This window comes from Roseateles sp., from assembly GCF_047654805.1.
Classification (GTDB): domain Bacteria; phylum Pseudomonadota; class Gammaproteobacteria; order Burkholderiales; family Burkholderiaceae_C; genus Pelomonas.
In genome coordinates this window covers 474,304-498,516 of sequence record NZ_JASGIV010000001.1, presented here as the reverse complement: position 1 = coordinate 498,516, position 24,213 = coordinate 474,304, and the positions used below count along the sequence as shown (strand labels likewise).

Below are 24,213 nucleotides of genomic sequence, written 5' to 3'. Positions count from 1 at the left end.
GGGGGCGGTTGGGCCGGAAAATTTGGCGCGGATTATGAAGGCGTCGTGACGCCAGTGGCTCAGAGGCCGAGATCGAGAAAGCGCAGCGCCAGCCAGGCCAGCGCGACCCCAAACGCAAAGCCGGCGGCGCCCCAGAGCAGCCCGGACAGCAGCCGGTTGGTGCTGCGCAGCTCGCGCACCAGGGCACGCAGCTCGGCATCGCCGCCGCGCTGGGCCTGCTGCTTCAGCGCGTCGTGCAGCAGCCGCGGCAGCTCGGGGATGAGCTGGGCGAAGCGCGGCGCCTCCTTGATCAGCTGCTTGTTGAACGCCGGCCAGCCGACCTGCTCGTTCATCCAGCGCTCCAGGAACGGCTTTGCCGTGGCCCAAAGGTCCAGCTCCGGGTCCAGTTGCCGCCCCAGCCCCTCGACGTTGAGCAGCGTCTTCTGCAGCAGCACGAGTTGGGGCTGGATCTCGACGTTGAAGCGGCGCGAGGTCTGGAACAGGCGCATCAGCACCTGACCCAGCGAGATGTCCTTCAGCGGACGGTCGAAATGAGGCTCGCAGACGGCCCTGACCGCGCTTTCGAGTGCGTCAACGCGTGTCTCGGGCGGCACCCAGCCGGAAGCGATGTGCAATTCCGCGACGCGCTTGTAGTCGCGCTGGAAGAAGGCGATGAAGTTCTGGGCGAGGTAGTCCTTGTCCACCTCGGTCAACGTGCCGATGATGCCGAAGTCCAGCGCCACATAGCGGCCGAAGGTCTCGGGCGCCAGGCTGACCTGGATGTTGCCGGGGTGCATGTCGGCGTGGAAGAACCCGTCACGGAACACCTGCGTGAAGAAGATGGTCACGCCATCGCGGGCCAGCTTCTTGATGTCGATGCCCGCCTCTTCCAGCACGGCGCGCTGCGAGATGGGCACGCCCTTCATGCGCTCCATGACGATGACCTCGGAGCTGCACAGATCCCAGTGCATCTCGGGCACCATGACCAGGTCCAGGCCGTCCATGTTGCGGCGCAGCTGGGCGGCATTGGCCGCCTCGCGGACGAGGTCCAGCTCGTCGTGCAGGTACATGTCGAACTCGGCGACCACCTCGCGCGGCTTCAGGCGCCGGCCGTCGGCGGAGAAGCGCTCGATCCAGACGGCGAGCCGGCGCATCAGCGCCAGGTCGTCATCGATGACGTCCAGCATGCCGGGTCGCAGCACCTTGACCGCGACCTCGCGGCCATCCTTCAGCGTCGCGAAGTGGACCTGGGCGATGCTGGCGCTGGCCACGGGCTCGGCGTCGAAGCTGGCGAACAGCTCCTCCAAAGGCCGGCCGAAGGCGCGCTCGACCATCTCGCGCGACAGCGCCGCCGGGAAGGGCGGAACGCGGTCCTGCAGCTTGGCCAGTTCGAGTGCCACGTCCACGGGCAGCAGGTCGCGCCGGGTCGACAGCACCTGGCCGAACTTGACGAAGATGGGCCCCAGGCGCTCCAGCGCCATGCGCAGCCGCACGCCGCGCGGCTCCTGCCAGCGCCGGCCCAGCCGTGTCAGGCGGCGCAGCAGCTGAAAGCGCCGCCGGCGCAGGCCCGACAGGGCCAGGTCATCGAGACCGAAGCGCCAGACTGTCCAAAGGATGACCAGCAGCCGCGAGACAAACCTCATGCGGCGCCGCCGGACGTCGTCGTCGCGAAACGCGCGGCCATGCCCGACAGCGAGCGCCGCAGCGTGCGCCCGAACTGGGCCAGCTGGCGGGCTGCCAGCGGCCCCGCGATGCCAGCCAGGTCATCCTCGATGTCCCAGCGCAGGTTGTCCATCAGCCAGTGCATCTCGCCAGCAAAGGCGGCGTCACCCTGAACACTGACGGTGGGCGCCTCACCGCTCAGCGCCCCCAGCGCCAGCCTGGCCGGATTGGCGGCATCGATCTCGATGCGCAGCCCCCCCGCGCCGGCGGGCGGGGCCTCCAGGCGCTCGAACAGCCCGGCCGGTGTCACACCCAGTATCAAATCCGGCGCCGCAGGCAACAGCGCAGGCCAGCGCGCCAGATGCACGACGAGTCCCCGCCCCGCCAGGGGCTGCAGGCGCTGCGCCGCAATGGGCTCCCGCGAGACGACATGGTTGATCAGCAACACGAGGCGGTCCTGCAGGGCCGGCATCAGCAGCGGCGCGAGCGAGGGAAGGGGCGGCATGGGCCAGGGAGAAGACATGGCGAAGATTGTAGGCAGCGGACCCTGAACAAGGGACGCCGCGGGTTCGATCGTCAAATTTGTTGATAGAGAATCCCCGTTCGCTTTTCCAGCCCCGTGGCCCCCTATTGCGAGGCCCACCGAACCGACCACGATGTTTGAGGACCGCAGCTACAAGAGGACGTTCTACAGCGCACCGCAGTCGGTCGAGTCCCTGATTGCCGCCTTCCTCGAGCCCGGCATCATCGTTCTGACCTTCCTCGTCGTGAACGGCCATTTCGACGAGCCCGTGCTGCGGCCGGCCCTGACGCTGTGCCTGCTGGTCTTCGCCCTCACCTTCCCCGGCCGCAACCGCTTCAGCGACCATCCGGCCAGCGCCCTGGTCGACGTGCTGTCGTCGTGGCTGGTGCTGCTGGGCATCCTGCTGCTGTGCGGCTACGCAACCAACAGCCTGTACTACTTCGATGACAAGGTGCTGCTCTGGTGGGCCGTTATCACGCCCATCGTGCAGATCGCCGCAACCGAGGCCGGCCGCCGCGTCCAGAAATGGCGGGCCCGGGATCCCGGCGCCCGCCGCACGGCCGTCATCGTCGGTGCGGGCCCCCTGGGCCACAAGGTGGCTCGCGCGCTGCGCGACTCCCAGGGCGTCGTCTGCCTCGGCTACTTCGACGACCGTAGCCCCGCAAGACTGCATCCCGAGGCCGGCTCCTCCATCCTGGGCACGCTGTCCCAGCTCAGCGACTTCGTGCGCGACAACGGCGTGCGCGAGGTCTACATCACCCTGCCGCTCGGCTCGCAGCCGCGCATCGTCGAACTGCTAGAACAGGTGCAGGGCACGACAGCGTCGCTCTTCTTCGTTCCCGACGTGTTCGGCATCAGCATCATCCAGGGACGGCTGCAGGACATGAACGGAGTGCCCGTCGTCGGCATCTGCGAGACGCCCTTCACGGGCACCAACCAGCTCGTCAAGCGCCTCAGCGACATGGTGCTGGCCGCGCTCATCCTCGTCCTGATCTCGCCGCTGCTGCTGCTGGTGGCCATCGGCGTCAAGCTCAGCTCGCCCGGCCCGGTGATCTTCAAGCAGCGCCGCAACGGCCTGGACGGCGAGGAAATCATCGTCTACAAGTTCCGCTCGATGCGGACGCTGGACAACGGCCCGGTGGTCAAGCAGGCCACCAAGGACGACCCCCGCATCACGCCCTTCGGCGCCTTCATCCGCCGCACCTCGCTGGACGAACTGCCGCAGTTCGTCAATGTGCTGCAGGGCCGCATGAGCATCGTGGGGCCACGCCCGCACGCGGTCGCGCACAACGAGGAGTACCGCAAGCTCATCAAGGCCTACATGGTGCGGCACAAGGTCAAGCCCGGCATCACGGGCTGGGCCCAGGTCAACGGCCTGCGCGGCGAGACCGACAGCATCGACAAGATGGTGGCGCGCGTCGAATACGATCTGGAATACCTGCGCAACTGGTCGCTGGCCCTCGATCTGCAGATCATCCTGCGCACCGTGAGGCTGGTCGTGTTCGATCGACATGCCTATTAAGCCCTCCCGCCTCCCCTGCCACTGGACCGCGCTCGCCGCCCTGGCCTCCTCGGCCGCCGCCCTGGCCCCCTCGGCACAGGCTCAGACCGACGACACCACGCCGTTCTATGTCGGCGGCTCCCTTGGCGTTTCGCATGTCTCCAACGTCTTCCGGCAGACCAAGGCGAGCAACAGCGACACCGTTCTGAGCACCGGGCTGCTCGCCGGCCTGGACCAGCGCTTCGGACGCCAGCATGTCACGGTGGACGGGCTGCTGCAGAACAACCGCTACTCCTCCAACCGCGACCTGAACAACCAGTCCTACACGCTGCGCAGCGCCCTGGCCTGGCAGACGGTGGGCCGCCTGTCGGGAACGCTGAGCGCGAGCTCCAGCCGCGCGCTGGCCGATTTCAACATCGGCGGCGGCGTGGACCCGATCTTCAAGAAGAACACCGAACGCAACGACGAGTACGCCGCGCTGGTGCGACTGGGCGTGCTGACCCGCTACTCGATCGAGGCCGGCTGGACCCACAAGCAGCGCGATTTCAGCGCCGCCGAGTACGACCGCTTCGCCTTCCGTCAGGACACCGGCCAGCTGGGTGTCTATGCCACGCCGGGCGGCAACGTGAGGCTGGGCCTGGTCGGGCGCCACACCAAGGGCCAATATCCGCGCTACCCCGTCGGCCTCACCTTCAACCCGGACACGCTGAAGTTCGAGATCCGCAGCGAGGCTGACGACTACACGCGCGACGACTTCGACTTCACGACCAGCTGGGACACCGGTGGCAGCAGCAGCCTGAACACGCGCCTGAGTCGCAGCCGGCTCAGGCACAGCCTGGACAACCTGCGAGACTTCAGCGGCACCACCGGCGCGGTCGGCTGGAACTGGCGGCCCACCGGCAAGATCCAGCTGGGCGTGTACTACGCGCGTGACACCGGCCAGGAAAGCACCAGCCAGGCAACCGACGTGAACCGCCTCTACACGAGCTGGCGCTTCACCGGCAGCTACGCGCTGACGGGCAAGCTCTCCCTGAACGCGAGCGCCAGCCGAAACCGCAGCCATCGCGCCGGCGACGCCAGCGTCATGCTCGCGGAAGCGTTTGACAGCGACAAGGCCTATGCCCTGGGCCTGAGCTGGGCCTTCTCGCGCGGCCTCAGCCTCTCCTGCCAGTACAACCACGCGAGCCGCGACAGCAGCGTGCCGCAATACGTCTACAGTGCCAGCAGCTACGGCTGCACGGGCCAAGCCATCGTCTACTGATGACCACCATCCTGCTGACCGGCGCCGCCGGCTATATCGCCTCGCACACCTGGCTGGCGCTGCAGCAGGCCGGCTACCGCGTCGTGGGCGTCGACAACTTCGCCAACAGCTCTCCCGTCGTGCTGGAACGACTGGCGGAACTGGCCAGCGCGCCCATCGAGTTCGAGCGCGCCGACGTCTGCGACGCCGCCGCCCTGGACGAGATCTTCGCCAGCCACAGGCCGGCCGCGGTCGTGCACTTTGCCGCCTACAAGGCCGTCGGCGAGTCGGTCAGCCAGCCGCTGGCCTACTACCGCAACAACCTCGGTGGTCTCATCAATACCTGCGAGGTCATGAAGCGCCATGGCTGCACGCGCATGGTCTTCAGCTCCAGCGCCACGGTCTATGGCGCGCCGGACCAGTTGCCGCTGCGCGAGGATGCACCGACCTCGGCGACCAGCCCCTATGGCGCCACCAAGCTGATGGGCGAGCAGATCCTGCGCGACCTCGGCGTGAGCGAGCCGGCATGGCAGACGGCCTGCCTGCGCTACTTCAACCCGGTCGGCGCGCACGAAAGCGGCCGCATCGGCGAAGACCCGCGCGGCACGCCCAACAACCTGATGCCCTACGTCGCCCAGGTGGCCGTCGGGCGGCGTGCGCGGCTGTCCGTCTTTGGCGGCGACTATGCGACGCCGGACGGCACCGGCGTGCGCGACTACATCCACGTGACGGATCTCGCCGAAGGCCACGTCGCCGCGCTGCGCTGGCTGCTGGCCAACCCCGGCTCGCTGACCGTGAACCTCGGCACCGGCCGGGGCTACAGCGTGCTCGACCTGGTGCGCGCCTACGAGGCCGCCAGCGGCCGCAGCGTGCCCTACGACATCGTCGCGCGCCGTCCTGGCGACGTGGCCGCCTGCTGGGCCGATCCGGCACTGGCCCGCGAGACAATCGGCTGGCAGGCCCGGCTGGATCTCGCCCGCATGTGCGAGGACAGCTGGCGCTGGCAGCATCTCAACCCTCACGGCTTCAGCCCCGCCTGAACATGATCAAGGTCCAACCCGTCATCATGGCCGGCGGCTCCGGCACGCGACTGTGGCCGCTGTCGCGCGCCGGGTATCCCAAGCAGTTCCTCGTGCTCTCCGGCAACGAAAGCCTGTTCCAGCTCGCCGCGCGCCGTCTGGCCGCGCTGGCCTCGCCCGAACTGGTACTGGCCGCTCCCTGCATCGTGGGCAACGAGGAGCACCGCTTCCTCGTGCTGGACCAGCTGCGAGAAACCCGCCTGGAGCCCAGCAGCGTGCTGCTGGAGCCTTGCGGCCGCAACACCGCGCCCGCGCTGACGCTGGCCGCACTGGCCGCGCTGGAAGGCGGCGCCGACCCTGTCCTCGTCGTGACGCCGGCCGACCAGACCGTCACCCGGCCCGCCGCCTTCACCGCGGCACTGCAGGACGCAGTGCGCATCGCGGCGCAAGGCGCCGTAGCCATCCTGGGCATCACGCCAGACCGGCCCGAGACAGGCTATGGCTATATCCGCACGACGGGCGACGCCGCCGCACTGGCCGTGGCGCAGTTTGTCGAGAAGCCCGACCTGGAGACGGCCCGGCGCTATCTGGCCGAGGGCGGCTACTACTGGAACAGCGGCATGTTCGTGCTGCGCGCCAGCGTCTGGATGCAGGCGCTAGAGCGCCTGCGCCCCGACATCGCCGCGGCGACCCGTGCCGCCTGGGCACAGCGCCAGACCGACGCCAAGTTCGTGCGGCCGGGCAAGGCCGAGTTCGCCGCCGTGCCTGCCGAGTCGGTCGACTATGCAGTCATGGAGCGACTGCCCGGAAGCGACATCCCGCTGCGCATGGTGGCGCTGGACGCCGGCTGGAACGATCTCGGCGCCTGGGAGGCCGTCTGGCAGGTGGCGGACAAGGACGCGAACGGCAATGCCTTCGTCGGCGATGCATTGATTGCCGACAGCCAGAACACCCTGGTGCACGCAACCAGCCGCCTCGTCGGCGTCGTGGGCCTGAAGGATGTCGTCGTCGTCGAGACGGCCGACGCGGTGCTGGTGAGCGACCGCGCGCGCAGCCAGGAGGTCAAGCAGATCGTCAACCGGCTGGGCGCCGAGCAGCGCGGCGAGCATGCGCTGCACCGCAAAGTGCACCGCCCCTGGGGCTGGTACGACAGCATCGACTCGGGTGAGCGCTTCCAGGTCAAGCGCATCATGGTCAAGCCGGGCGCGTCGCTGAGCCTGCAAATGCACCACCACCGCGCGGAGCACTGGATCGTCGTCAGCGGCACGGCCGAGATCGTCAACGGCGACAAGACCATCCTGCTGACCGAGAACCAGTCCACCTACATTCCTCTCGGCCAGACCCACCGCCTGGCCAATCCGGGCAAGGTGCCGCTGGAGATCATCGAGGTGCAGTCCGGCTCCTACCTTGGCGAGGACGACATCGTCCGCTTCGAAGACACCTACGGCAGAACATGAGCATCCTCGTCACCGGCGGCGCCGGCTTCATCGGCAGCAACTTCGTGCTGGACTGGCTGCGCCAGTCCGACGAGCCCGTCATCAATCTCGACGCGCTGACCTACGCCGGGAACCCGGAGAACCTGGCATCGCTGGAAGGGGATGCGCGGCACGTCTTCGTCAAGGGCGACATCTGCGACCGTGCGCTGGTCGACCGGTTGCTGGCCACCCACGCGCCGCGCGCCATCGTGCATTTCGCCGCCGAAAGCCATGTGGACCGCTCCATCCACGGCCCCGGAGCCTTCGTGACGACGAATGTCGGTGGCACGTTCACGCTCCTGGAAGCCGCACGCGCCTATTGGAGCGGGCTGGCAGGCGATGCCAGGCAATCCTTCCGCTTCCATCACGTCTCGACCGACGAGGTTTACGGCTCGCTCAAGCCCAGCGACCCGCCGTTCGCCGAGACCAACCCCTACGAGCCCAACAGTCCCTACTCGGCCAGCAAGGCCGCCAGCGACCACCTCGTGCGCGCATGGCACCACACCTACGGCCTGCCCGTCGTCACGACGAACTGCTCGAACAACTACGGCCCCTATCACTTCCCCGAGAAGCTGATCCCGCTGATGATCGTCAACGCGTTGGCGGGCAAGCCCCTGCCGGTGTACGGCGACGGCCAGCAGATCCGCGACTGGCTCTATGTCACCGACCACTGCAGCGGCATCCGCGCCGTGCTGGCCGGCGGCACGCCGGGCGAGACCTACAACATCGGGGGCTGGAACGAGCAGGCCAACATCGACATCGTCAAGACGGTCTGCGCGCTGCTGGACGAACTCAAGCCCTCGGCCGACGGCCCCTATGCACGCCTCATCACCTACGTGCAGGACCGCCCCGGCCACGACCGCCGCTATGCCATCGACGCCCGCAAGATCGAGCGCGAGCTGGGCTGGCGCCCCGCCGAGACCTTCGAGACCGGCATCCGCAAGACCGTGCAGTGGTACCTGGACCATCCGGACTGGGTCTCACGCGTGCAAAGCGGCGCCTACCGGGACTGGGTCAGCCAACAATACGGTTCATGAGAATCCTACTGCTCGGCAAGGGCGGCCAGGTCGGCTGGGAACTGCAGCGCTCGCTGGCCGTGGCCGGCGAGGTCATCGCGCTGGACTTTGACGACGGCGCCGACTTCACGCAGCCTGACGCCCTGCTGGCCCGGGTCCAGGCCATCGCCCCCCAGGTCATCGTCAATGCCGCGGCCCACACGGCCGTCGACAAGGCCGAGAGCGAGCCGGAGCTCGCACGGCAGATCAACGCCAGGACACCGGCCCTGCTGGCCATCGAGGCCAGGCGCCTGGGCGCCCTGCTGGTGCACTACTCCACCGACTACGTTTTCGACGGCAGCGGCAGCCATGCCCGCGACGAGGAAGCGGCCATCGGTCCGTTGAACGTCTACGGCGCCACCAAGGCCGAGGGCGAGGACGCCATCCGCGCCAGCGGCTGCCAACACCTCATCCTGCGCACGAGCTGGGTGTTTGGCGCCCGCGGTGGCAACTTCGCCAAGACCATGCTGAGGCTGGCCGGCGAGCGCGAGCAGCTGTCGGTCATCGCAGACCAGATCGGTGCGCCAACGGGTGCCGACCTGCTGGCCGACCTGACCGTGCCCATGCTGCGCGCCGCGCGCGTGAATCCCGCCCTCTTCGGCACCTATCACGCAGTGGCGGGCGGCGCCACGAGCTGGCATGAATACGCCCGCTTCGTCATCGAGTTTGCCCGCAAGCGCGGCGCCGCCATCCGGGTCGCGCCGGACCAGATCCTCGCCATCCCGACCAGCGACTATCCAACGCCCGCCAAGCGCCCGCTGAACTCGCGCCTGGCCTGCGCCAAGCTGCAGCAGCGCTTTGGCCTGCATCTGCCACCCTGGCAGCAAGGCGTGGAGCGCATGCTGAACGAGATTCTTTGAGCGAAATCCTGCCGGAGACACGCGCATGAGCACGAACAAGGCCCGCAAGGGCATCATCCTGGCCGGCGGCTCGGGCACACGGCTGCACCCGGCCACGCTGGCCGTCAGCAAGCAACTCCTGCCGGTCTACGACAAACCCATGGTCTATTACCCGCTGAGCACGCTGATGCTCGCGGGCATACGCGACATCCTGCTGATCAGCACGCCGCAGGACACGCCACGCTTCGAGGCCTTGCTGGGCGATGGCTCGCGCTGGGGGCTCAACATCAGCTACTGCGTGCAGCCCAGCCCCGACGGCCTCGCCCAGGCCTTCATCCTCGGGCGCGACTTCGTCGGCGGCCATCCCAGCGCCCTCGTGCTGGGCGACAACATCTTCTACGGCCACGACTTCGCCGGCCTGCTGGACCATGCCACGGCGCGCGACACGGGTGCCAGCGTGTTCGCCTATCACGTGACGGACCCTGAGCGCTATGGCGTCGTCGAGTTCGACGCCACGCGGCGCGCACGGTCGATCGAAGAGAAGCCCAAGGCACCCAAGAGCAACTACGCGGTCACGGGTCTCTACTTCTACGACGAGCAGGTCTGCGACATTGCCGCTGGCATCAAGCCCAGTGCGCGCGGCGAGCTCGAGATTACCGACGTCAACGCCCACTACCTGCGCCAGGGCCAGCTCAACGTCGAGATCATGGGCCGGGGCTACGCCTGGCTGGACACCGGTACCCACGACAGCCTTATGGAAGCCGGACAGTTCATCGCCACGCTGGAAAAGCGCCAGGGCCTGAAGGTCGCCTGCCCGGAAGAAATCGCCTACCGCTCCGGCTGGATCGATGCCGGGCAGTTGGAGGCGCTGGCCCGTCCCCTGGCCAAGAACGGCTATGGGCAGTACCTGCTCAGGCTGCTGACCGAACGCGTTTTCTGAAGACATGATCCCCCCGACGCTCACTTCGTTCGCTGCCGCCCGCGAGGGCGCCAACGGCCTTTCTGACCATCAGGCAGGCTGTTGAGATGCAAGCCATTCCCACCGCCCTGCCCGAAGTCCTGCTGATCGAGCCCAAGGTCTTCGGCGACTCGCGCGGCTTCTTCATGGAGAGCTGGAACGAGGCGCGCTTCAACGCGCTGCTCGGCCGCGACGTGCACTTCGTGCAGGACAACCATTCGCGCTCATCGCGCGGCGTGCTGCGTGGCCTGCACTACCAGCTCGACCCGCAGCCCCAGGGCAAGCTGGTGCGCTGCGTCAATGGTGCGGTGTTCGACGTCGCTGTCGATCTGCGCCGCTCCAGCCCCAACTTCGGCTACTGGGTGGGCCATGAGCTGTCGGCCGACAACCAGCGCCAGATGTGGATTCCGCCTGGCTTCGCGCATGGCTTCCTGGTGTTGAGCGAGACGGCAGACTTTCTCTACAAGACCAGCGGCCGGTACGCCCCCGAATGCGAAGGCGCCGTGCGCTGGAACGACCCGGCCGTGGGCATCGCCTGGCCGCTCGATGGCATCACGCCCCAGCTGTCTGCCAAGGACGAGGCCGCCCCCCTGCTGGCAGGCGCCAAGACCTTCGACTGAGCCGTCAGCCGCGACCGATGCCGCTGTAGGCAATGCCCAGCGCCTTCATCAGCTTGGGGTCGTAGAGATTGCGTCCATCCAGGACGACCGGTGCCTTCATCGCGGCCTTCATCGCGTCGAAGTCCGGCGTGCGGAATTCCTTCCACTCGGTCAGCACCAGCAACGCATCGGCCCCTTCGATCGCGGCCTCGGCGCGCTTGACCAGGCGCACGTCGTCGCGCGGGCCGAGCACGCGGGCCGCCTCGGGCATGGATACCGGGTCATACGCCAGCACCGTCGCACCGCGTCGGGTCAGCTCGTCCAGCACCACGAGGGATGGTGCCTCACGCATGTCGTCGGTGTCGGGCTTGAAGGCCAGCCCCCAGACCGCAAAACGGCGTCCCGTCAAGTCCTCGCCGAAGCGCTCCACCACCTTGTCGACCAGCACGCGCTTCTGACGCTCGTTGGCGGCCTCCACGGCCGACAGCACCTTCAGGGGCAGTCCCAGGTTGGCGGCCGTCTTCACGAGCGCCTTGACGTCCTTAGGAAAGCAGGAACCGCCATAGCCGGCGCCGGCATAGAGGAACTGGTAGCCGATTCGCGGATCGGAGCCTATGCCGCGGCGCACCAATTCGATGTCCGCGCCCACCTTCTCCGCCAGCAGGGCCAGCTCGTTCATGAAGCTGATGCGCGTGGCCAGCATCGCGTTGGCGGCGTACTTCGTGAACTCGGCGCTGCGCACGTCCATGACCAGCATGCGGTCCTGGGCACGATTGAATGGCGAATAGATGGCACGCATCAGCAGCGTGGCCTGCTCGTCGTCCGAGCCGACGATGATGCGGTCCGGCTTCATGAAATCCTCGACCGCGGCCCCCTCCTTGAGGAACTCCGGGTTCGAGACAACCGCGAACGGCATGTCGCCGCGCCCCCGCGCGTCGAGTTCCTCCCGGATGGCCGCTCGCACCCGGTCGGCCGTCCCGACGGGCACCGTGCTCTTGTCGACGATGACCTTGTAGTCGGTCATGCGCCGGCCGATGGCCCGGGCCGCCGCGACGACGTACTGCAGGTCCGCGGAGCCGTCCTCGTCGGGTGGCGTGCCCACGCCGACGAAGAGCAGCGTGCCATGCTGCACGGCATGATCCACGTCCGTGGTGAACTGCAGACGGCCAGCCGCGACGTTGCGACGCACCACCTCCTTCAGGCCAGGCTCGTGGATGGGGATCTCGCCTTCGTTCAGGATGCGGATCTTCTCGGGATCCACGTCCAGGCAGACGACGTGGTTGCCCATCTCGGCCAGGCAGGCGCCGGTGACCAGACCCACGTAACCGGTGCCGATGGCGGTGACTTTCATGCCGTGTCTCGTTCAGTGAGGTAACGGCTTTTTAATGACCGCACATGACAGGCGCGTTGAAGCCCGGGGCGGCCGGCGGCTTCAAAAAAATGACAATCGGCATAGGGGGCCTCCTTGAGGAGGCGCCCCTGCCGCACCACCTGGCATGCGGGTCCGCACCAGGCGGTTCGAGAGCTTGAGGTCAGGAGAGTCGGGGCAGGCCAAGTCGGTCGAACGACGCAATGTCCAGGACCGCATTGAGTCCCTTTGCGCTGTTACGCCACCAGCGTCGGCTGTTGGCCGCTACACGGTGAGCAACATCAGCGCGGGCGCCCAGCGCCAGCAGTTCCCGATACATAGTCGTTCCGCGTTTCCAGTGCTTAAGCTGTAGGGCCCTCAGCCGGTGGCGTAGCCATTCGTCCAGCTCGCGCCAGACGGTTGGTGTTTGCGCCATCCCGAAGTACGCCTTCCAACCCAGTAGATAGGGCCGCAGCCCTTGCACCACCTGCGCCATGCTGCGCCCGCCTGAGCGGCCGGTGAGTTGCCGGATGCGCGCTTTGAAGTTGTTCAGGGCCTTGTGAGCCACTTTGCATTTCACCTCGCGCCCCTTAGCCACCCACAGCGTGTAGCCCAGGAATTTGCGTCCGAAGACGCTGCAGACCGCGCTCTTGGCTTCGTTGATCTGAAGCTTCAGCTTGCCGTACAGCTTCCTGAGCCACGCCATCACCCGCTCGCCGGCCTTCACGCTGCCCACATAGACGTTGGCGTCGTCGGCATAGCGCGCGAAGCTGTAGCCCCGCGCCTCCAGTGCCTTGTCCACCTCGTCGAGCAGCACATTGGCCAGCAGCGGACTCAGTGGCCCGCCTTGCGGCGTGCCCTGGTCTCGATCCACCTTGACCCCGCCCTCCATGATCCCGGCGTTCAGGTACGCGCGGATGAGCCGCAGCACGGCCATATCCGGGATGCGTTTCTTGAGCCGGTCCATCAGGATGTCGTGGTTCACCCGGTCGAAGAACTTCGCCAGGTCTACGTCCACCACCACGCGCTTGCCGGACTGGACATACGCCCGCGCGGCTTTCACCGCGTCGTGCGCTCGCCGGCCCGGGCGGAACCCGTGGCTGTGGTCGCTGAAGCTGGGGTCGATCAGCGGTTGCAGCACTTGCAGCAGTGCCTGCTGGATCAACCGGTCCGTCACCGTCGGGATGCCCAGCTCGCGCTGGCTGCCGTCCGGTTTGGGGATCATCACCCGCCGTACCGGCGATGGCCGGTATCGCCCCGCCAGCAGCTCTTGGCGGATCTGCGGCCACTTCGTTTGCAGCAGGCGCTGGGTGTGCTCAATGTCGAGCCCGTCCACGCCCGCTGCGCCCTTGTTGGCCTTGACCCGCTTCCAGGCCGCTTGCAGGTTCTCTCTCGTCAGCGCCGCTTCCAGCAGGGTGCCAGCCCCCACCGTCTGCTTTGCCGACCCTGTGCCCTGGTGTTCATGGGACGGGCCGCAGGCTTCGTCACTGGCAGGATCACGCCCGGCTTCACCGTGCGCTACGCCTACCCGCCCGGACGCTGCCGGCATCTGACGCATGGCCTTTGGCATTCCCACGTCCTTGGTCACTCACTCCCGTTCGGTCCTTCGCCTCTCGCTGGCGGCCTCGGCGGCCCCGCTACCCAGCTACTACGACCTCTGCTGAGACCTCGCTCCGGCAGCGCCGTCGGCCTTTCAGCCATAAGGCGAGGCGTCCCCAGGTAAGGCACGCGCTCCTTCACCGCACAACCGCCGCATCTACGCCGCCTCGCCTTGATCACGAGAGCTTCGCGGTTTTCAGCCCGCTCGCCCTGCTCGGCAGCGCCTTCTATGCGGTTCTTGTTCATCGGCTCGCGGTTTGCGCTCCACGCTTCCTTCCCACGCTCGGTCGCCCTCACGCAGTTGCGCTTCGCTTCGTTCGTCGTGATCAACTTACGACGGGACTTGCACCCGTAGGAGTGCGCCCATGCTGGGCGCACTGAAAAAACACCCCGGCAACCTATGTCACCGGGGTGTTCGGGGCAAACATGCGATGGGGGTGACCATCTCATTGGCCACCCGCGGCCTCGACCGGGGCGGTCTGCGGCGACAGCTCGTGCGGCTGCTGGGCCGCTCAGACCTTGTAGTACTCCCGATACCAGGCCACGAAGCGCTGGATGCCTTCGGGCACCGGCATGGCCGGGCGGAAACCCGTCCACGCGGCCAGTTCCTCCACGTCGGCATGCGTGGCCGGCACGTCGCCGTCCTGCATGGGCATGAAATTCTTCACTGCCTCGCGGCCCACGGCCTGCTCGATGGCGTCGATGAAGCTCATTAGCTGAATGGGCGCGTGGTTGCCGATGTTGAAGACCCGATAGGGCGCGCTCGACCGGGCGGGGTCGGCCTGGGCTGGGTCGTAGCCGGGGTCGGCCGTGGCGGTACGGTCCAGCACGCGCACCACGCCTTCGGCGATGTCGTCGATATAGGTGAAGTCGCGCACCATCTGCCCGTGGTTGAACACGTTGATGGGCCGTCCTTCGATGATGGCCTTGGTGAACAGGAACAGCGCCATGTCCGGCCGCCCCCACGGACCATAGACCGTGAAGAAGCGCAGGCCCGTCGTCGACAGGCCGAACAGGTGCGAATAGGTATGGGCCATCAGCTCGTTGGCCTTCTTCGTCGCGGCGTAGAGGCTGATGGGGTGGTCGACGCTGTGATGCTCAGAGAACGGCATCAGCGTGTTGCCGCCGTAGACGCTGGAGCTGGACGCATAGGCCAGGTGCTGCACGCCGTTGTGGCGGCACCCCTCCAGGATGTTGGTGAAGCCGACGATGTTGCTGTCGATATAGGCGTGCGGGTTCTCGATGGAATAGCGCACCCCGGCCTGGGCCGCCAGGTGCACGACGCGGTCGAAGCGCTGTTCGGCGAACAGCCTGGCCATGCCCTCGCGGTCGGCCACATCCATGCGCACGAAGCTGAAGGCCGGGTTGGACGTCAGGCGCGCCAAGCGGTCTTGCTTGAGTTGCGGGCTGTAATAGTCGTTCAGGTTGTCCAGGCCCACGACCTGGTCGCCTCGGGCCAGCAGGATCTGGCTGACGTGCATGCCGATGAAGCCGGCAGCGCCGGTAACGAGAATTTTCAAGCGATCCACCCAGGAGGAAATAGGAACAGGACAGGGCCGGCCAGCATTTTGGCTCAGTGGCTCGCCGGGACCAGCACCCGGCGCCACCCGAATGCGCGATGGCACACAACCATCGTGCGGCATCCGGGCCTGCCCCCCGAATGAGCCTCGCGGGGGCCGGATCCCCCTCCTAGAATTCCGCCCCAACTTGAGCCCAGGCCCCACGCCATGTCCAAACCCTGCATCCATCTGATTGCCGGTGCGCGCCCGAACTTCATGAAGATTGCGCCCATCGTGCGGGCCTTGCGCAGCAACGGCCGCCTGGACTGGAAGATCGTGCATACCGGCCAGCACTACGACCGGGACATGAACGACGTCTTCTTCGAGGAGCTGGGCATCCCCGCGCCGGACGTGCGGCTGGGCTGCGGCGGAGGCAGCCATGCCGAACAGACGGGCAAGATCATGCTGGCCTATGAACAGCTGATCGCTGGCGAGAAGCCGCAGGCCTGCCTCGTGGTCGGCGACGTCAATTCCACCCTTGCCTGCTCCATCGTTGCCAAGAAGGCCGGCGTGCCCGTCATCCATGTGGAAGCCGGCCTGCGCAGTGGCGACATGGCCATGCCCGAGGAGATCAACCGCCTCGTGACCGACGCCATCACCGACTGGTTCTTCGTCACCGAACCCAGCGGTTATGCCCACCTGCAGCGCGAAGGCAAGGACATGAGCAAGGTCTGGGACGTGGGCCACGTCATGGTGGACAACGTGCTCTATCAGGCCGACAAGCTCGCAACCCAAGACACCTCCGGCCTGGAAAGCGACGCCTTCAAGCGCCAGCACTCCCGCTACGCGGTCGTCACGCTGCACCGCCCGAGCAATGTCGACAGTGCCGAGGCCCTGGAGAAGGTGGCCACCGTGCTGCGCCGCGTCGGCCAGGAACTGCCGCTGGTCTTCCCGGTGCACCCGCGCACGCGCGCCAATATCGAGAAGTTCGGCATCGACCTTGGGCCTAACGTGACGTTGATGGGCCCGCAGGCCTACATGAGTTTCCTGCACTTGTGGAAGGACGCCGTCGTCGTGCTGACCGACAGCGGCGGACTGCAGGAGGAGACCACGGCCCTGGGCGTGCCCTGTGTCACGATCCGCGAGAACACCGAGCGCCCCGTCACCGTGGACGAGGGCAGCAACGTGCTCGCCGGCACCAACCCCGACAACGTCATCCACCACGCGCTGCAGGCCATTGCCGGCAATGGCAAGAAGGGCCGGCGTCCCGCACTGTGGGACGGCAAGTCGGCCGAGCGGATCGTGGCCGTGCTGGTCGACAAGCTCGACACCTGACCCCGGCCGGACGCCGGCGCCGTGCGAGTCCTCACCGCAAGACAGTTGGATGGCAGCGGGGGCCAGGTGTGGATTCGGTCACCCGATCACCGATGGTTACCGTCCGGCGAGCCCCATTTCCCGGGCGGTTGAACAAAAATGGCCGCACTGCCCTGCGCATGCTTTTTCTGCGCAGGTCGCTCTGGAGTTCCGAGATGCTGGCCGTTCGCCTAATTCCCCTGTCTTGCTGCGTGTTCGCCGCGGCACTGTCACTGACCGCCTGCCAGCAGCCTCGACAGCACCCCACAGCCGATATCGAGGAGCAACTGCGCCGCGAGCCCTCGTCCGCCGGCACCGCAACCTGCACCACCCTGCCGGCTGACTGGCTGTCGAACATGCCGACGCATCAACGGCTGATCGAGCCTGACGATTGCAGCGTGCTCTCCAGCACGCCGCTGTTCTCCTGGGCAGAGGCCCGCGATCGCCTCTCCAGCTCAACCTACGGCCTGAGCGTGCGCCGCGCCGGTGGCGGCATCGTGTACAGCCTTGCAGGCATCGCCGAGCCCCGGCTGCGCCTAGCTCAGCAGCTCGGTGCCGGCGACTACGAGTGGGCCGTCAACTACATCAACACCAAGGGCGCCCCCGTCACCACCAGCTGGCGCCGCTTCACGATCGCAGCAGCTGCAGCGCGCACCTCCATGGCCACCCTGTCCGCCACGGCGAGCAGCGAGACCACCGCAGCGATCACGATCGCCGACATGCCTGACGGCACCACCGTCGCGACCCAGGTGGCCTCCCGTGCGCGCCCGCGCATGCTGGCCTCCGGCTCCAGCTTCGCCTCCCTGCGCAGCACGGCCCTGCTGGCGGAGAACCTGCCCGCTCTGGCGCTGATCCGCGCCCGCGCCAACTGGGCCCTCACCCAGGCGGTCCCCGCCAACCCCGACGGTAGCGGCTCGACCGTGGGTACGGCGAACCTGGCCCAGGTTCAGGCCACGCGCAATCTCGTGCAGATCACGCGCGGCGAACGCTTCAATATCGAGAATCTCGCGCTGGTCGGCCGGCTTGACGGCAATACCACCATGCTCGCGCAGGCCAAGGCGCGCGTGCTTAACCTCGCCGGATGGAGCCCGACCGGCCAGACCAGCGAGACGAATTCGGACCAGTCCAACCGCGAGATCTACCTGGTGCTGGCCGAAGGCCTGGACCTGTTCTGGAACGACCTCACGACCACCGAACGCAGCCGGATCGTGGTTGCCCTGCGCGCGCGGGTTCTGCAGACCACGGCCTCGCTGCAGCAGCTCAACAAGGAGCCATTCGACTCGCATGGCCAGACCAATCTGCGCTATGTCACGCAGACCCTGATGCTGGTCACCGGAGCTCCGGAGTTCCCCGAGGCGTCCAGCATGCTGGCCCGTTACTGGGATCTCAGCCTCTACAACCTGGAGATCTGGGGCGCCGACGGCAGCTTCGGCAACGGCATCGCCTACGCCTGGTACAACTTCACCGGAACAGTCCCCTACGCTGCGGCAGTACGGGTCATATCCGGCGTGAACCTCTATCAGCTGCCGGCGTTCAAGCGTGCGGGCGAGCAGCTGATGGCCTTCTCTGCCCCGGCCTGGCTCCAGCCCAGCGCGTTCGGTGACGAGATGGAGACGCGAGACCTGTACAACGTCTACAGCCCCGCCTACATGCGCATGCATGCGCGCCAGTCCCGCGACCCTCGCGACAGCTGGTACCTGCAGGCACGCGCGGCCAACATGAGCAAGCCGGACGACGCCAGCGTCTGGGACCTGCTGCTGCTGGGAGCCGATGCCCGGGCCCTGCCGGCGCCCGTGGCACCGACGGCCAACGACTGGTTCTCGACCGACACCGGTCTGGCCGCCATGCACACCGACATCAAGCGCAGCGACCGCACATCGGTGTTCTTCCGCTCCAGCCGCTTTGGTGCCTACAACCACTCGCACGCCGACCAGAACTCGGTGGCCTACGTCTCGCAGGGCCTGCCGCTGCTCATCAATGCAGGCTACTACCCGTACTACAACAGCCCTCACCACAAGAGCACCCGCGCCACACGCTACGCAAACGCACTCACCTACGACGGCGGTTTCGGTCAGAGCGAGAGTTCGGCCGGCGCAGCCAAGCCCACCGATCCCTTCCACAGCATGGACTCCAGCGGCTCGCTGACCCTGGCGAAGACGCAGGGCAGCTATGCTGCGGTCACGGGCGACGCCACGCTCGCCTATCGCGGCGTGCACCCGGTCTATGGCACCTGGGTGCCGGCACTGACCAATGCCGTGCGCAGCGTCGTGGTGGACAAGGCCAACGGCGTCACCCTGGTCTACGACTGGGCCACCAGCGCCACGGCCCGCCAGTGGGAACTGAACTTCCACTCGCCCAATGCCTTCGTGGCCGATGCCGCCAACGTGCGGGCCGTCAACGGCGCGGCCTCCGTCTGCCTGGACCGCTACGGCCCCACGACCTCGTTCACCCAGACCACTGCCTGGGATGTCGCACCCGAAACCACGCAGCCGGCGCAGTCGCACGGCCGCTTCACGGCCCTGGCCCGCACCGCGGAGTTCGCCCACCTCACGGTGCTGCGGGACAGCTGCCGCAACGTGCCCGTCCAGGTGCAGCGCGCAGGCACGCAGGTGGTCGTCAGCGTGTCCGGCGGCAAGGCCATCCAGTTCGACAAACGAGCCGTCACACTGCCGCAGTAGACAGCATCCGGCCCGCCTTCGTCAGTTGGTTTCCAGCTGCACGAAGGTGAATCCGCCGTAGGCGCTACGGCCCGTCTCGCGCACCGGCAGGTGCGCCAGCATCGTGGACAGGAAGGCCGGATCGGCGTAGATCACCCAGATCTTGCGCGGGTGCAGCTGCAGCGACCGCGCCAGATGCTCGCTGAAGCCGCGCATCACGTCAGCGGCGAACGGGTTGTAGAGGAAGAACACGCAGTCGCTGGGGCCAAACTCGGCCTGTGTCACGTCGGCGCACTGCACGCTCACCTGACTGCCAGCAGGCAGCCGCTCGCGCACCAGCGCCAGGTTGCGCTCCGCCGCCTCCACAAGCTCGGGCGCGAAGTCCAGCCCGCGTACATTGCGGAATCCCTCCAGCGCGGCCGTGATCACCACCTTGCCCTTGCCGCAGCCGATGTCGTTGAACCGCAGGTCGCGCGGCGCCGGACAGCGCTTGAACGCATGACGCAGTGCGCGGGCGCGCGTCATCACGTAGGGCTTGGCATCCGCTTGCTTGTCCGGGCTCAGCACCTTCAGCCTGCTTTGCGCCACGGCTGCCGTCGTGTCGGTTCCCAGCCGCAGGTCGAACAGCGCATCCTCGGCCATGCTCAGCAGCGTCTGCGCGCTGCGGCGCGGCCCCAGCCGGGTGGCACTCACCCACATGCGACGCAGCAGCGCCGTCACGCGGCAACGAACTCGTGCACGACAGCAGGCAGCTTGCCGGCCACCGTGCGTTCGATGCGGTCGACGCAGCGGATCTGGATGTCGATGGCCGGCCCCGTGTAGCGACGGGCCACGGCCTCGACGTCACCCTCGGGAATGCCCCGGCCCTGCTGGAACTGCAGCAGCAGCTCTGCGTGGCCCGGCCGGTTCTGGCGCCATTGGCCCGCCACCAGGCCCGGCAGGTTGTCGAACACATTGGCTGGCATGAAGACGCGATGGCCATCCAGCCCGTACAGCACGTCCTGGCCACGCCCCAGCACCGCCCGCACGCGCGGGAAGGCCCGGCCGCAGGGGCAAGTTCCGCAGGTATCAGGCTCCATGAGCACCCGGTCGTTGAGGCGGTAGCGCAGCAGGGGCATGGCCCGATTGTCGAAGCCCGTGCCGATCAGGTCCTGCCCGTCCTCAACCCCCGGCCACTCCGCGTAGCCATAGTCGCTGAGCAAGTGATAGTTGCCCTCCTCGCAGGTGCCGATGGCCGTCACGCGCTCGAAGGCCCCGTACCAGTCGAACACGCGGCAGCCGAACACGCGCTCCAGCAACTGGCGCTGGGCCGGCAGCAGGGTCTCCGATGAGGTCACGATGGCCTTCAGCTTGCGCGGGCTGCCGCGGCCTTGGCCATAGCGGCGGCCCTGCGCATCCAGCACGGCCGCGATGAACACCATGGCCGACGGGTAGGCCTGGATGGCCACGGGATCGAAGCGCTCCAGCGCCTCGACGTACTCATCCACGCGCGCAGGGGTCAGGTGGTAGCTCGACAGCATCAGCAAACGGTCTGCGCGATTCAGGCGCCAGAAAGTGCCCCGCTGCTGGTCCGCCGGCACGATCTTGTCCCCACGCAGCCAGGCGCGCCGCTCGCCGGGTTGGACGCCCGCCCATTGCAGTTGACGCCAGACGAAAGCGTTTTCGCGCACGATGGAGTGCAGGTCACGCCATCCTTGCAGGTGGCTGCCCGTGGTCCCGCTGCTGGTGCTGCGAAATCGGGGGCCGATGCGCGCGTCGGAACACAAGCTCTCCCCGGCGGCCTGGACCTGGGTCTTCTCAAGGATCGGCAAGGACGCCAGTTGCTCAAGCGACGTGAAGTCGCGTGGCTCGAAGCCCGAGCGGGAGAACAGTGCACGGTAGTACGGCACTTCGCTGCCCGCTTGCACAAGGCGTTCCCGCAGGCGTGCCACCTGCAGAACCTCCAATTGGCGGGTGTCCATGCGCTCCGTGCGCGACAGATCCAGCAGTTCGTCCTGCATGCCGCGGCCCTCGCGCAGCACGCCCCTCATCCAGGCGCGCCCGCTCAATAGCCATGACTGCGCCCATGGCGGGCTCGTTCTGTAAATTCGGCTGGCGTACAAGGGTCCTCCCCCTCTCTCCAGCCGAAATTTTCAATTGTTTACATTTCAATTTACTTTCGCTTCGCTGTCGCGCGCCACTCGCGCCAGAACAGCCCCACGAAAGCCATGTCCTCGATGAAGTAGCGCCTGAACATGCGCCGCGGCTCCTGCAGGAACCGGTAGAACCACTCCAGGCCGCTGCGCTGCATCCAGACGGGTGCGCGCCTGACCTTGCCTACCGCCACGTCGAAGGTGCCACCCACGCCCATGGCGAAGGGCACCTTCATCATGGCCTGGTAGCGGCCCAGGAACTGCTCCTTCTTGGGCGAACTGATGGCGACGAAGAGGATGTCCGGCCGCGCATCCGCGATCTGCTGCGCCACCGCCTCGTCCTCGCCCGCCTTCCAGTAGCCGTCGCGCGCGCCGGCCACGGTCAAGCCCGGGTACTTGCGCTCATAGAGGTTCTTGACGCCCTGCACCACCTCGTTACGCGCCCCCAGCAGGTAGACGCGCCAGCCCGTCCGTGCCGACCGTTGCATCAAGGCCTCGAACAGGTCCACGCCGGCCACGCGCTCCTTCAGCGGCTTGCCCAGCCAGCGCGAGGCCCACACCACCGGCATGCCGTCGGCATTGATGAGCGCGCACTCGTTGATGATGCGGCGCAATTCCTCGTCGCGCTGCGCCTTGACGATCTTGTCGACGTTGACGACCACGTGCTGGTGCGGCCGGCCACTGCGGATGAAGCCGTCGACGACCTGCAGCGTCTCCTCCATGCTGAGGTTGTCGACGTTGCAGCCCATGATCTGGATGCGGTTCGAAGTCATGCGGGAACGGATTCGATGTCGATGAAAGTGCTCCAGCGGGCGGCAACGCCACGCCAGCGCAACACGGGACTGGGCTGCTTGTCGCCATAGGCTCCGGAGGCCCAGCCCAGCGGGGGATCGGTCTGCCCCTGCAGCAGCACAAGCTCGCCCGGGGCGTCGGCCCGCACACGCAGCCGAGCCTGCCAGCGGCCACGGCGGGCCAGCAAGGTATCGCCCAGCAACTCGCACTGCCAGCCCGGTGCGAGGTGCCAGTGCAAGGCCGCCTCGACCGGCTGCGGCGTCATGTCCTGTACCTCCAGGCGGCCAGCTTCGCAGTCCACTGCCAGCTCGCGCCGATGCGCCAGCGCCGCACCGTAGCCATCATGCTCGGCCGCCACGCGCAAACGCCCCGGGCCGGCGCGTTCGCGCCGCAGCAGCCGTGCCCGCGCATGCCGGGTCCACATGAAGCGCCCGCCGCTGTCACTCTGGTCGCGCCCCAGCAGCTCCAGCGTGTTGTGCGCCGAGGTGCCGCGGAAGTAGTCGCGCCACGCCTTGTCGGCCCAGTAGGCATAGGTGCCGGGATCGATGAGCAGCGGCTCACCCCCCACGCTGAGCCACAGCGCCAGCGCATCGGCGTGGCCGTGCGCGGCGATGCCCAGGTAGCCGAGCGGTCCTGTATCCATGCCGCCCTGCAGGCCCGCACCCTCGAAGAGCACATAGCCGCCCGCGTCAAAGTCCAGCGTGGCCGGCGCGCGCATCGCCACCGGCGGGCGCGCCAGCCCCAGCCAGGCGATGTCGTCGCGCGGATGCAGCCAGGGCGGCACGGCACGGCCGCCAAGCGCCGCCTCCTTCTCCAGCAGTGCTGCCAGCGGTTCACGGCCCGGCCGCGGATCCAGCCGCAGGGCTTCGGCACCGTCGGCGTCGCCCACGGCGGGCATGCCGCCGGTTGCGCCGCCCAAGGCATGTGCAAAGTCGGCCATCACGCGCAGGCGCGCCCGGTAGGCCTCGGGCATGGGTTCGGCATTCGCCGCGGCGCAGCGCTCGGCCAGCCACAGGAAGTCGAAGATGAAGCCCGCGTACTCGAAGGCCTGCTCCGCCGGCACGCCGTCGGGATGCACCTGGCGGTCGATCTGCTCGATCAGCTCCTGCCTCGCCGCATCTCCCAGGCGTGCCAACCGAGGCCAGGCCGGCCAGGTGCGGCTGGCCACATAGACCCCGCACAGCTCGCCGATCAAGTGGTTGTTGGCCGAGGAGTGCCGGGAATAGCTCCGCGCGGCCTGCAGGGCATGGCGGTATACCGCCTCCAGCCAGGCGTCGCGAAGGGCTTCGTGTCCCCGCCAGATCACGCCGTCAGCCCCACCCAGCAGCTGCCAGGCGACCGACCAGTTCAAGAGCCGGATGGCGGCTTCCAGGCTGCTCGTGTAGTTGGGACCCTGCCCGGGCGGGTTCTGCTGCAGCCAGCCGGCCAGTTGGCGCCTCAGCAGGTCCAGATGCGCGACGTCGCCGTCCAGCGCCCAGGCCTGCGCCAGCGTCACCCATTGCAGATGGCGGTTCAGCTCCCACAGGTACTTGATGTCGCCGACCTGGGCCCGGTCCGTGATAGCAATGCGCCGCGCGGGCTTCAGCGGCGCGGTCACGCCCGTGAACGGGCAGCGCAGCCAGTCAGGCTCCGCGCCAACGTCGAAGCGCTCGCGTTCGAACAGGCGCACCCGGCCCGCGTGCAGCGCCTTCGCCTCCTCCAGATAGGGAGCCGTGCCAGCCACCAGTTGCCCAGGCTGCGGCACCTGCACCCAGCACGGGGCGTTCGCCAGTGCCGGCACCGGCACCGGCGCAGCCATCAGGCGCTGGCGCCGGGCCGCCGTCGCGGCGCGCGCGGCCCGATGCAGCACCTCCGCCGGCGTCATGCAGCGCAGGCGGTTCCACAGCCAGCGCCAGCGGCCCTGGGCTTCCTGGCTGCTGCTCACTCGTCCACCCTTCGCGCTGCACCGGGTCCCGCCCAGCGTGAATGGACTGACTCAGGCCA

At 67.7% G+C, this 24,213-nt stretch carries 19 protein-coding genes; 10 read left to right on the top strand and 9 right to left on the bottom strand.

Annotated elements, in window-relative coordinates; genetic code table 11:
• Nucleotides 1-59 precede the first annotated feature (59 nt).
• Nucleotides 60-1,622, bottom strand: coding sequence for a ubiquinone biosynthesis regulatory protein kinase UbiB (gene ubiB, locus QM732_RS02305; protein ID WP_415654598.1), 1,563 nt, complete (start codon nt 1,620-1,622; stop codon nt 60-62).
• Complete coding sequence (locus tag QM732_RS02300; protein WP_415654597.1) at nt 1,619-2,164, bottom strand: hypothetical protein; 546 nt, start codon at nt 2,162-2,164, stop codon at nt 1,619-1,621. The genes ubiB and QM732_RS02300 overlap by 4 nt, the downstream gene beginning before the upstream one ends.
• 133 nt (nt 2,165-2,297) lie before the next feature.
• Here QM732_RS02300 and QM732_RS02295 point away from each other — a divergent pair, with 133 nt between their 5' ends.
• The 8 genes from QM732_RS02295 to rfbC all read left to right on the top strand — a co-directional run bounded on the left by QM732_RS02295 (nt 2,298) and on the right by rfbC (nt 10,871).
• On the top strand, nt 2,298-3,686 hold the full coding sequence (locus QM732_RS02295; protein ID WP_415654596.1) for an undecaprenyl-phosphate glucose phosphotransferase: 1,389 nt from the start codon (nt 2,298-2,300) through the stop codon (nt 3,684-3,686).
• Entirely contained in the window at nt 3,676-4,926 is a 1,251-nt protein-coding gene (locus tag QM732_RS02290; RefSeq protein ID WP_415654595.1) for a hypothetical protein, read from the top strand. The genes QM732_RS02295 and QM732_RS02290 overlap by 11 nt, the downstream gene beginning before the upstream one ends.
• Nucleotides 4,923-5,945 (top strand): UDP-glucose 4-epimerase GalE, encoded by a 1,023-nt coding sequence (gene galE, locus QM732_RS02285; protein ID WP_415659322.1) that lies wholly within the window; start codon nt 4,923-4,925, stop codon nt 5,943-5,945. Before QM732_RS02290 ends, galE begins: the two co-directional genes overlap by 4 nt.
• A 2-nt stretch (nt 5,946-5,947) precedes the next feature.
• Entirely contained in the window at nt 5,948-7,381 is a 1,434-nt protein-coding gene (locus QM732_RS02280) for a mannose-1-phosphate guanylyltransferase/mannose-6-phosphate isomerase (protein ID WP_415654594.1), read from the top strand.
• Nucleotides 7,378-8,436, top strand: a complete 1,059-nt coding sequence (gene rfbB, locus QM732_RS02275; RefSeq protein WP_415654593.1) for a dTDP-glucose 4,6-dehydratase — start codon at nt 7,378-7,380, stop codon at nt 8,434-8,436. Before QM732_RS02280 ends, rfbB begins: the two co-directional genes overlap by 4 nt.
• Nucleotides 8,433-9,314, top strand: a complete 882-nt coding sequence (gene rfbD, locus QM732_RS02270; protein ID WP_415654592.1) for a dTDP-4-dehydrorhamnose reductase — start codon at nt 8,433-8,435, stop codon at nt 9,312-9,314. Before rfbB ends, rfbD begins: the two co-directional genes overlap by 4 nt.
• 25 nt (nt 9,315-9,339) lie before the next feature.
• Nucleotides 9,340-10,233: a glucose-1-phosphate thymidylyltransferase RfbA gene (gene rfbA, locus QM732_RS02265; protein WP_415654591.1), complete on the top strand. Its 894-nt coding sequence runs from the start codon at nt 9,340-9,342 to the stop codon at nt 10,231-10,233.
• Between the two features lie 86 nt (nt 10,234-10,319).
• The gene (rfbC, locus tag QM732_RS02260) at nt 10,320-10,871 is read left to right on the top strand and encodes a dTDP-4-dehydrorhamnose 3,5-epimerase (RefSeq protein ID WP_415654590.1); all 552 of its coding nucleotides are present in this window, start codon (nt 10,320-10,322) and stop codon (nt 10,869-10,871) included.
• A gap of 4 nt (nt 10,872-10,875) precedes the next feature.
• On the opposite strand, the gene QM732_RS02255 is transcribed toward rfbC, so the two are convergent.
• From QM732_RS02255 to QM732_RS02245, 3 genes are all read right to left on the bottom strand, one after another.
• The gene (locus QM732_RS02255; RefSeq protein WP_415654589.1) at nt 10,876-12,201 is read right to left on the bottom strand and encodes a UDP-glucose dehydrogenase family protein; all 1,326 of its coding nucleotides are present in this window, start codon (nt 12,199-12,201) and stop codon (nt 10,876-10,878) included.
• 181 nt (nt 12,202-12,382) lie between these two features.
• Nucleotides 12,383-13,774 (bottom strand): group II intron reverse transcriptase/maturase, encoded by a 1,392-nt coding sequence (gene ltrA, locus QM732_RS02250; RefSeq protein WP_415659321.1) that lies wholly within the window; start codon nt 13,772-13,774, stop codon nt 12,383-12,385.
• 535 nt (nt 13,775-14,309) lie between these two features.
• Entirely contained in the window at nt 14,310-15,317 is a 1,008-nt protein-coding gene (locus QM732_RS02245) for an NAD-dependent epimerase (protein ID WP_415654588.1), read from the bottom strand.
• 207 nt (nt 15,318-15,524) lie between these two features.
• Between QM732_RS02245 and wecB the strand changes: the two genes are divergently transcribed.
• Together wecB and QM732_RS02235 are read left to right on the top strand one after the other, a co-directional pair.
• Nucleotides 15,525-16,631 carry a non-hydrolyzing UDP-N-acetylglucosamine 2-epimerase gene (wecB, locus tag QM732_RS02240; protein ID WP_415654587.1) on the top strand — a complete coding sequence of 369 codons (1,107 nt, stop codon included), beginning with the start codon at nt 15,525-15,527 and terminating at the stop codon, nt 16,629-16,631.
• A gap of 194 nt (nt 16,632-16,825) precedes the next feature.
• A complete protein-coding gene (locus tag QM732_RS02235; RefSeq protein ID WP_415654586.1) occupies nt 16,826-19,327 on the top strand; it encodes a heparinase II/III family protein in 2,502 nt (833 codons plus the stop codon).
• Nucleotides 19,328-19,348: 21 nt separating this feature from the next.
• Here the strand turns inward: QM732_RS02235 and QM732_RS02230 are convergent, their stop codons facing one another.
• From QM732_RS02230 to QM732_RS02215, 4 genes are all read right to left on the bottom strand, one after another.
• Nucleotides 19,349-20,026, bottom strand: a complete 678-nt coding sequence (locus QM732_RS02230; RefSeq protein ID WP_415654585.1) for a class I SAM-dependent methyltransferase — start codon at nt 20,024-20,026, stop codon at nt 19,349-19,351.
• Nucleotides 20,023-21,336, bottom strand: a complete 1,314-nt coding sequence (locus QM732_RS02225; RefSeq protein ID WP_415654584.1) for a phenylacetate--CoA ligase family protein — start codon at nt 21,334-21,336, stop codon at nt 20,023-20,025. The genes QM732_RS02230 and QM732_RS02225 overlap by 4 nt, the downstream gene beginning before the upstream one ends.
• A 122-nt stretch (nt 21,337-21,458) precedes the next feature.
• Nucleotides 21,459-22,211 (bottom strand): WecB/TagA/CpsF family glycosyltransferase, encoded by a 753-nt coding sequence (locus tag QM732_RS02220; RefSeq protein WP_415654583.1) that lies wholly within the window; start codon nt 22,209-22,211, stop codon nt 21,459-21,461.
• The gene (locus QM732_RS02215) at nt 22,208-24,154 is read right to left on the bottom strand and encodes an alginate lyase family protein (RefSeq protein WP_415654582.1); all 1,947 of its coding nucleotides are present in this window, start codon (nt 24,152-24,154) and stop codon (nt 22,208-22,210) included. The genes QM732_RS02220 and QM732_RS02215 overlap by 4 nt, the downstream gene beginning before the upstream one ends.
• Between the last annotated feature and the right edge of the window lie 59 nt (nt 24,155-24,213).

Coding starts and splice junctions, on each gene's coding strand:
- ubiB (WP_415654598.1), bottom strand. CDS start 1,622: ATGAGGTTTGTCTCGCGGCTGCTGGTCATCCTTTGGACAGTCTGGCGC.
- QM732_RS02300 (WP_415654597.1), bottom strand. CDS start 2,164: ATGTCTTCTCCCTGGCCCATGCCGCCCCTTCCCTCGCTCGCGCCGCTG.
- QM732_RS02295 (WP_415654596.1), top strand. CDS start 2,298: ATGTTTGAGGACCGCAGCTACAAGAGGACGTTCTACAGCGCACCGCAG.
- QM732_RS02290 (WP_415654595.1), top strand. CDS start 3,676: ATGCCTATTAAGCCCTCCCGCCTCCCCTGCCACTGGACCGCGCTCGCC.
- QM732_RS02280 (WP_415654594.1), top strand. CDS start 5,948: ATGATCAAGGTCCAACCCGTCATCATGGCCGGCGGCTCCGGCACGCGA.
- rfbB (WP_415654593.1), top strand. CDS start 7,378: ATGAGCATCCTCGTCACCGGCGGCGCCGGCTTCATCGGCAGCAACTTC.
- rfbD (WP_415654592.1), top strand. CDS start 8,433: ATGAGAATCCTACTGCTCGGCAAGGGCGGCCAGGTCGGCTGGGAACTG.
- rfbA (WP_415654591.1), top strand. CDS start 9,340: ATGAGCACGAACAAGGCCCGCAAGGGCATCATCCTGGCCGGCGGCTCG.
- rfbC (WP_415654590.1), top strand. CDS start 10,320: ATGCAAGCCATTCCCACCGCCCTGCCCGAAGTCCTGCTGATCGAGCCC.
- QM732_RS02255 (WP_415654589.1), bottom strand. CDS start 12,201: ATGAAAGTCACCGCCATCGGCACCGGTTACGTGGGTCTGGTCACCGGC.
- wecB (WP_415654587.1), top strand. CDS start 15,525: ATGTCCAAACCCTGCATCCATCTGATTGCCGGTGCGCGCCCGAACTTC.
- QM732_RS02235 (WP_415654586.1), top strand. CDS start 16,826: ATGCTGGCCGTTCGCCTAATTCCCCTGTCTTGCTGCGTGTTCGCCGCG.
- QM732_RS02225 (WP_415654584.1), bottom strand. CDS start 21,336: ATGAGGGGCGTGCTGCGCGAGGGCCGCGGCATGCAGGACGAACTGCTG.
- QM732_RS02220 (WP_415654583.1), bottom strand. CDS start 22,211: ATGACTTCGAACCGCATCCAGATCATGGGCTGCAACGTCGACAACCTC.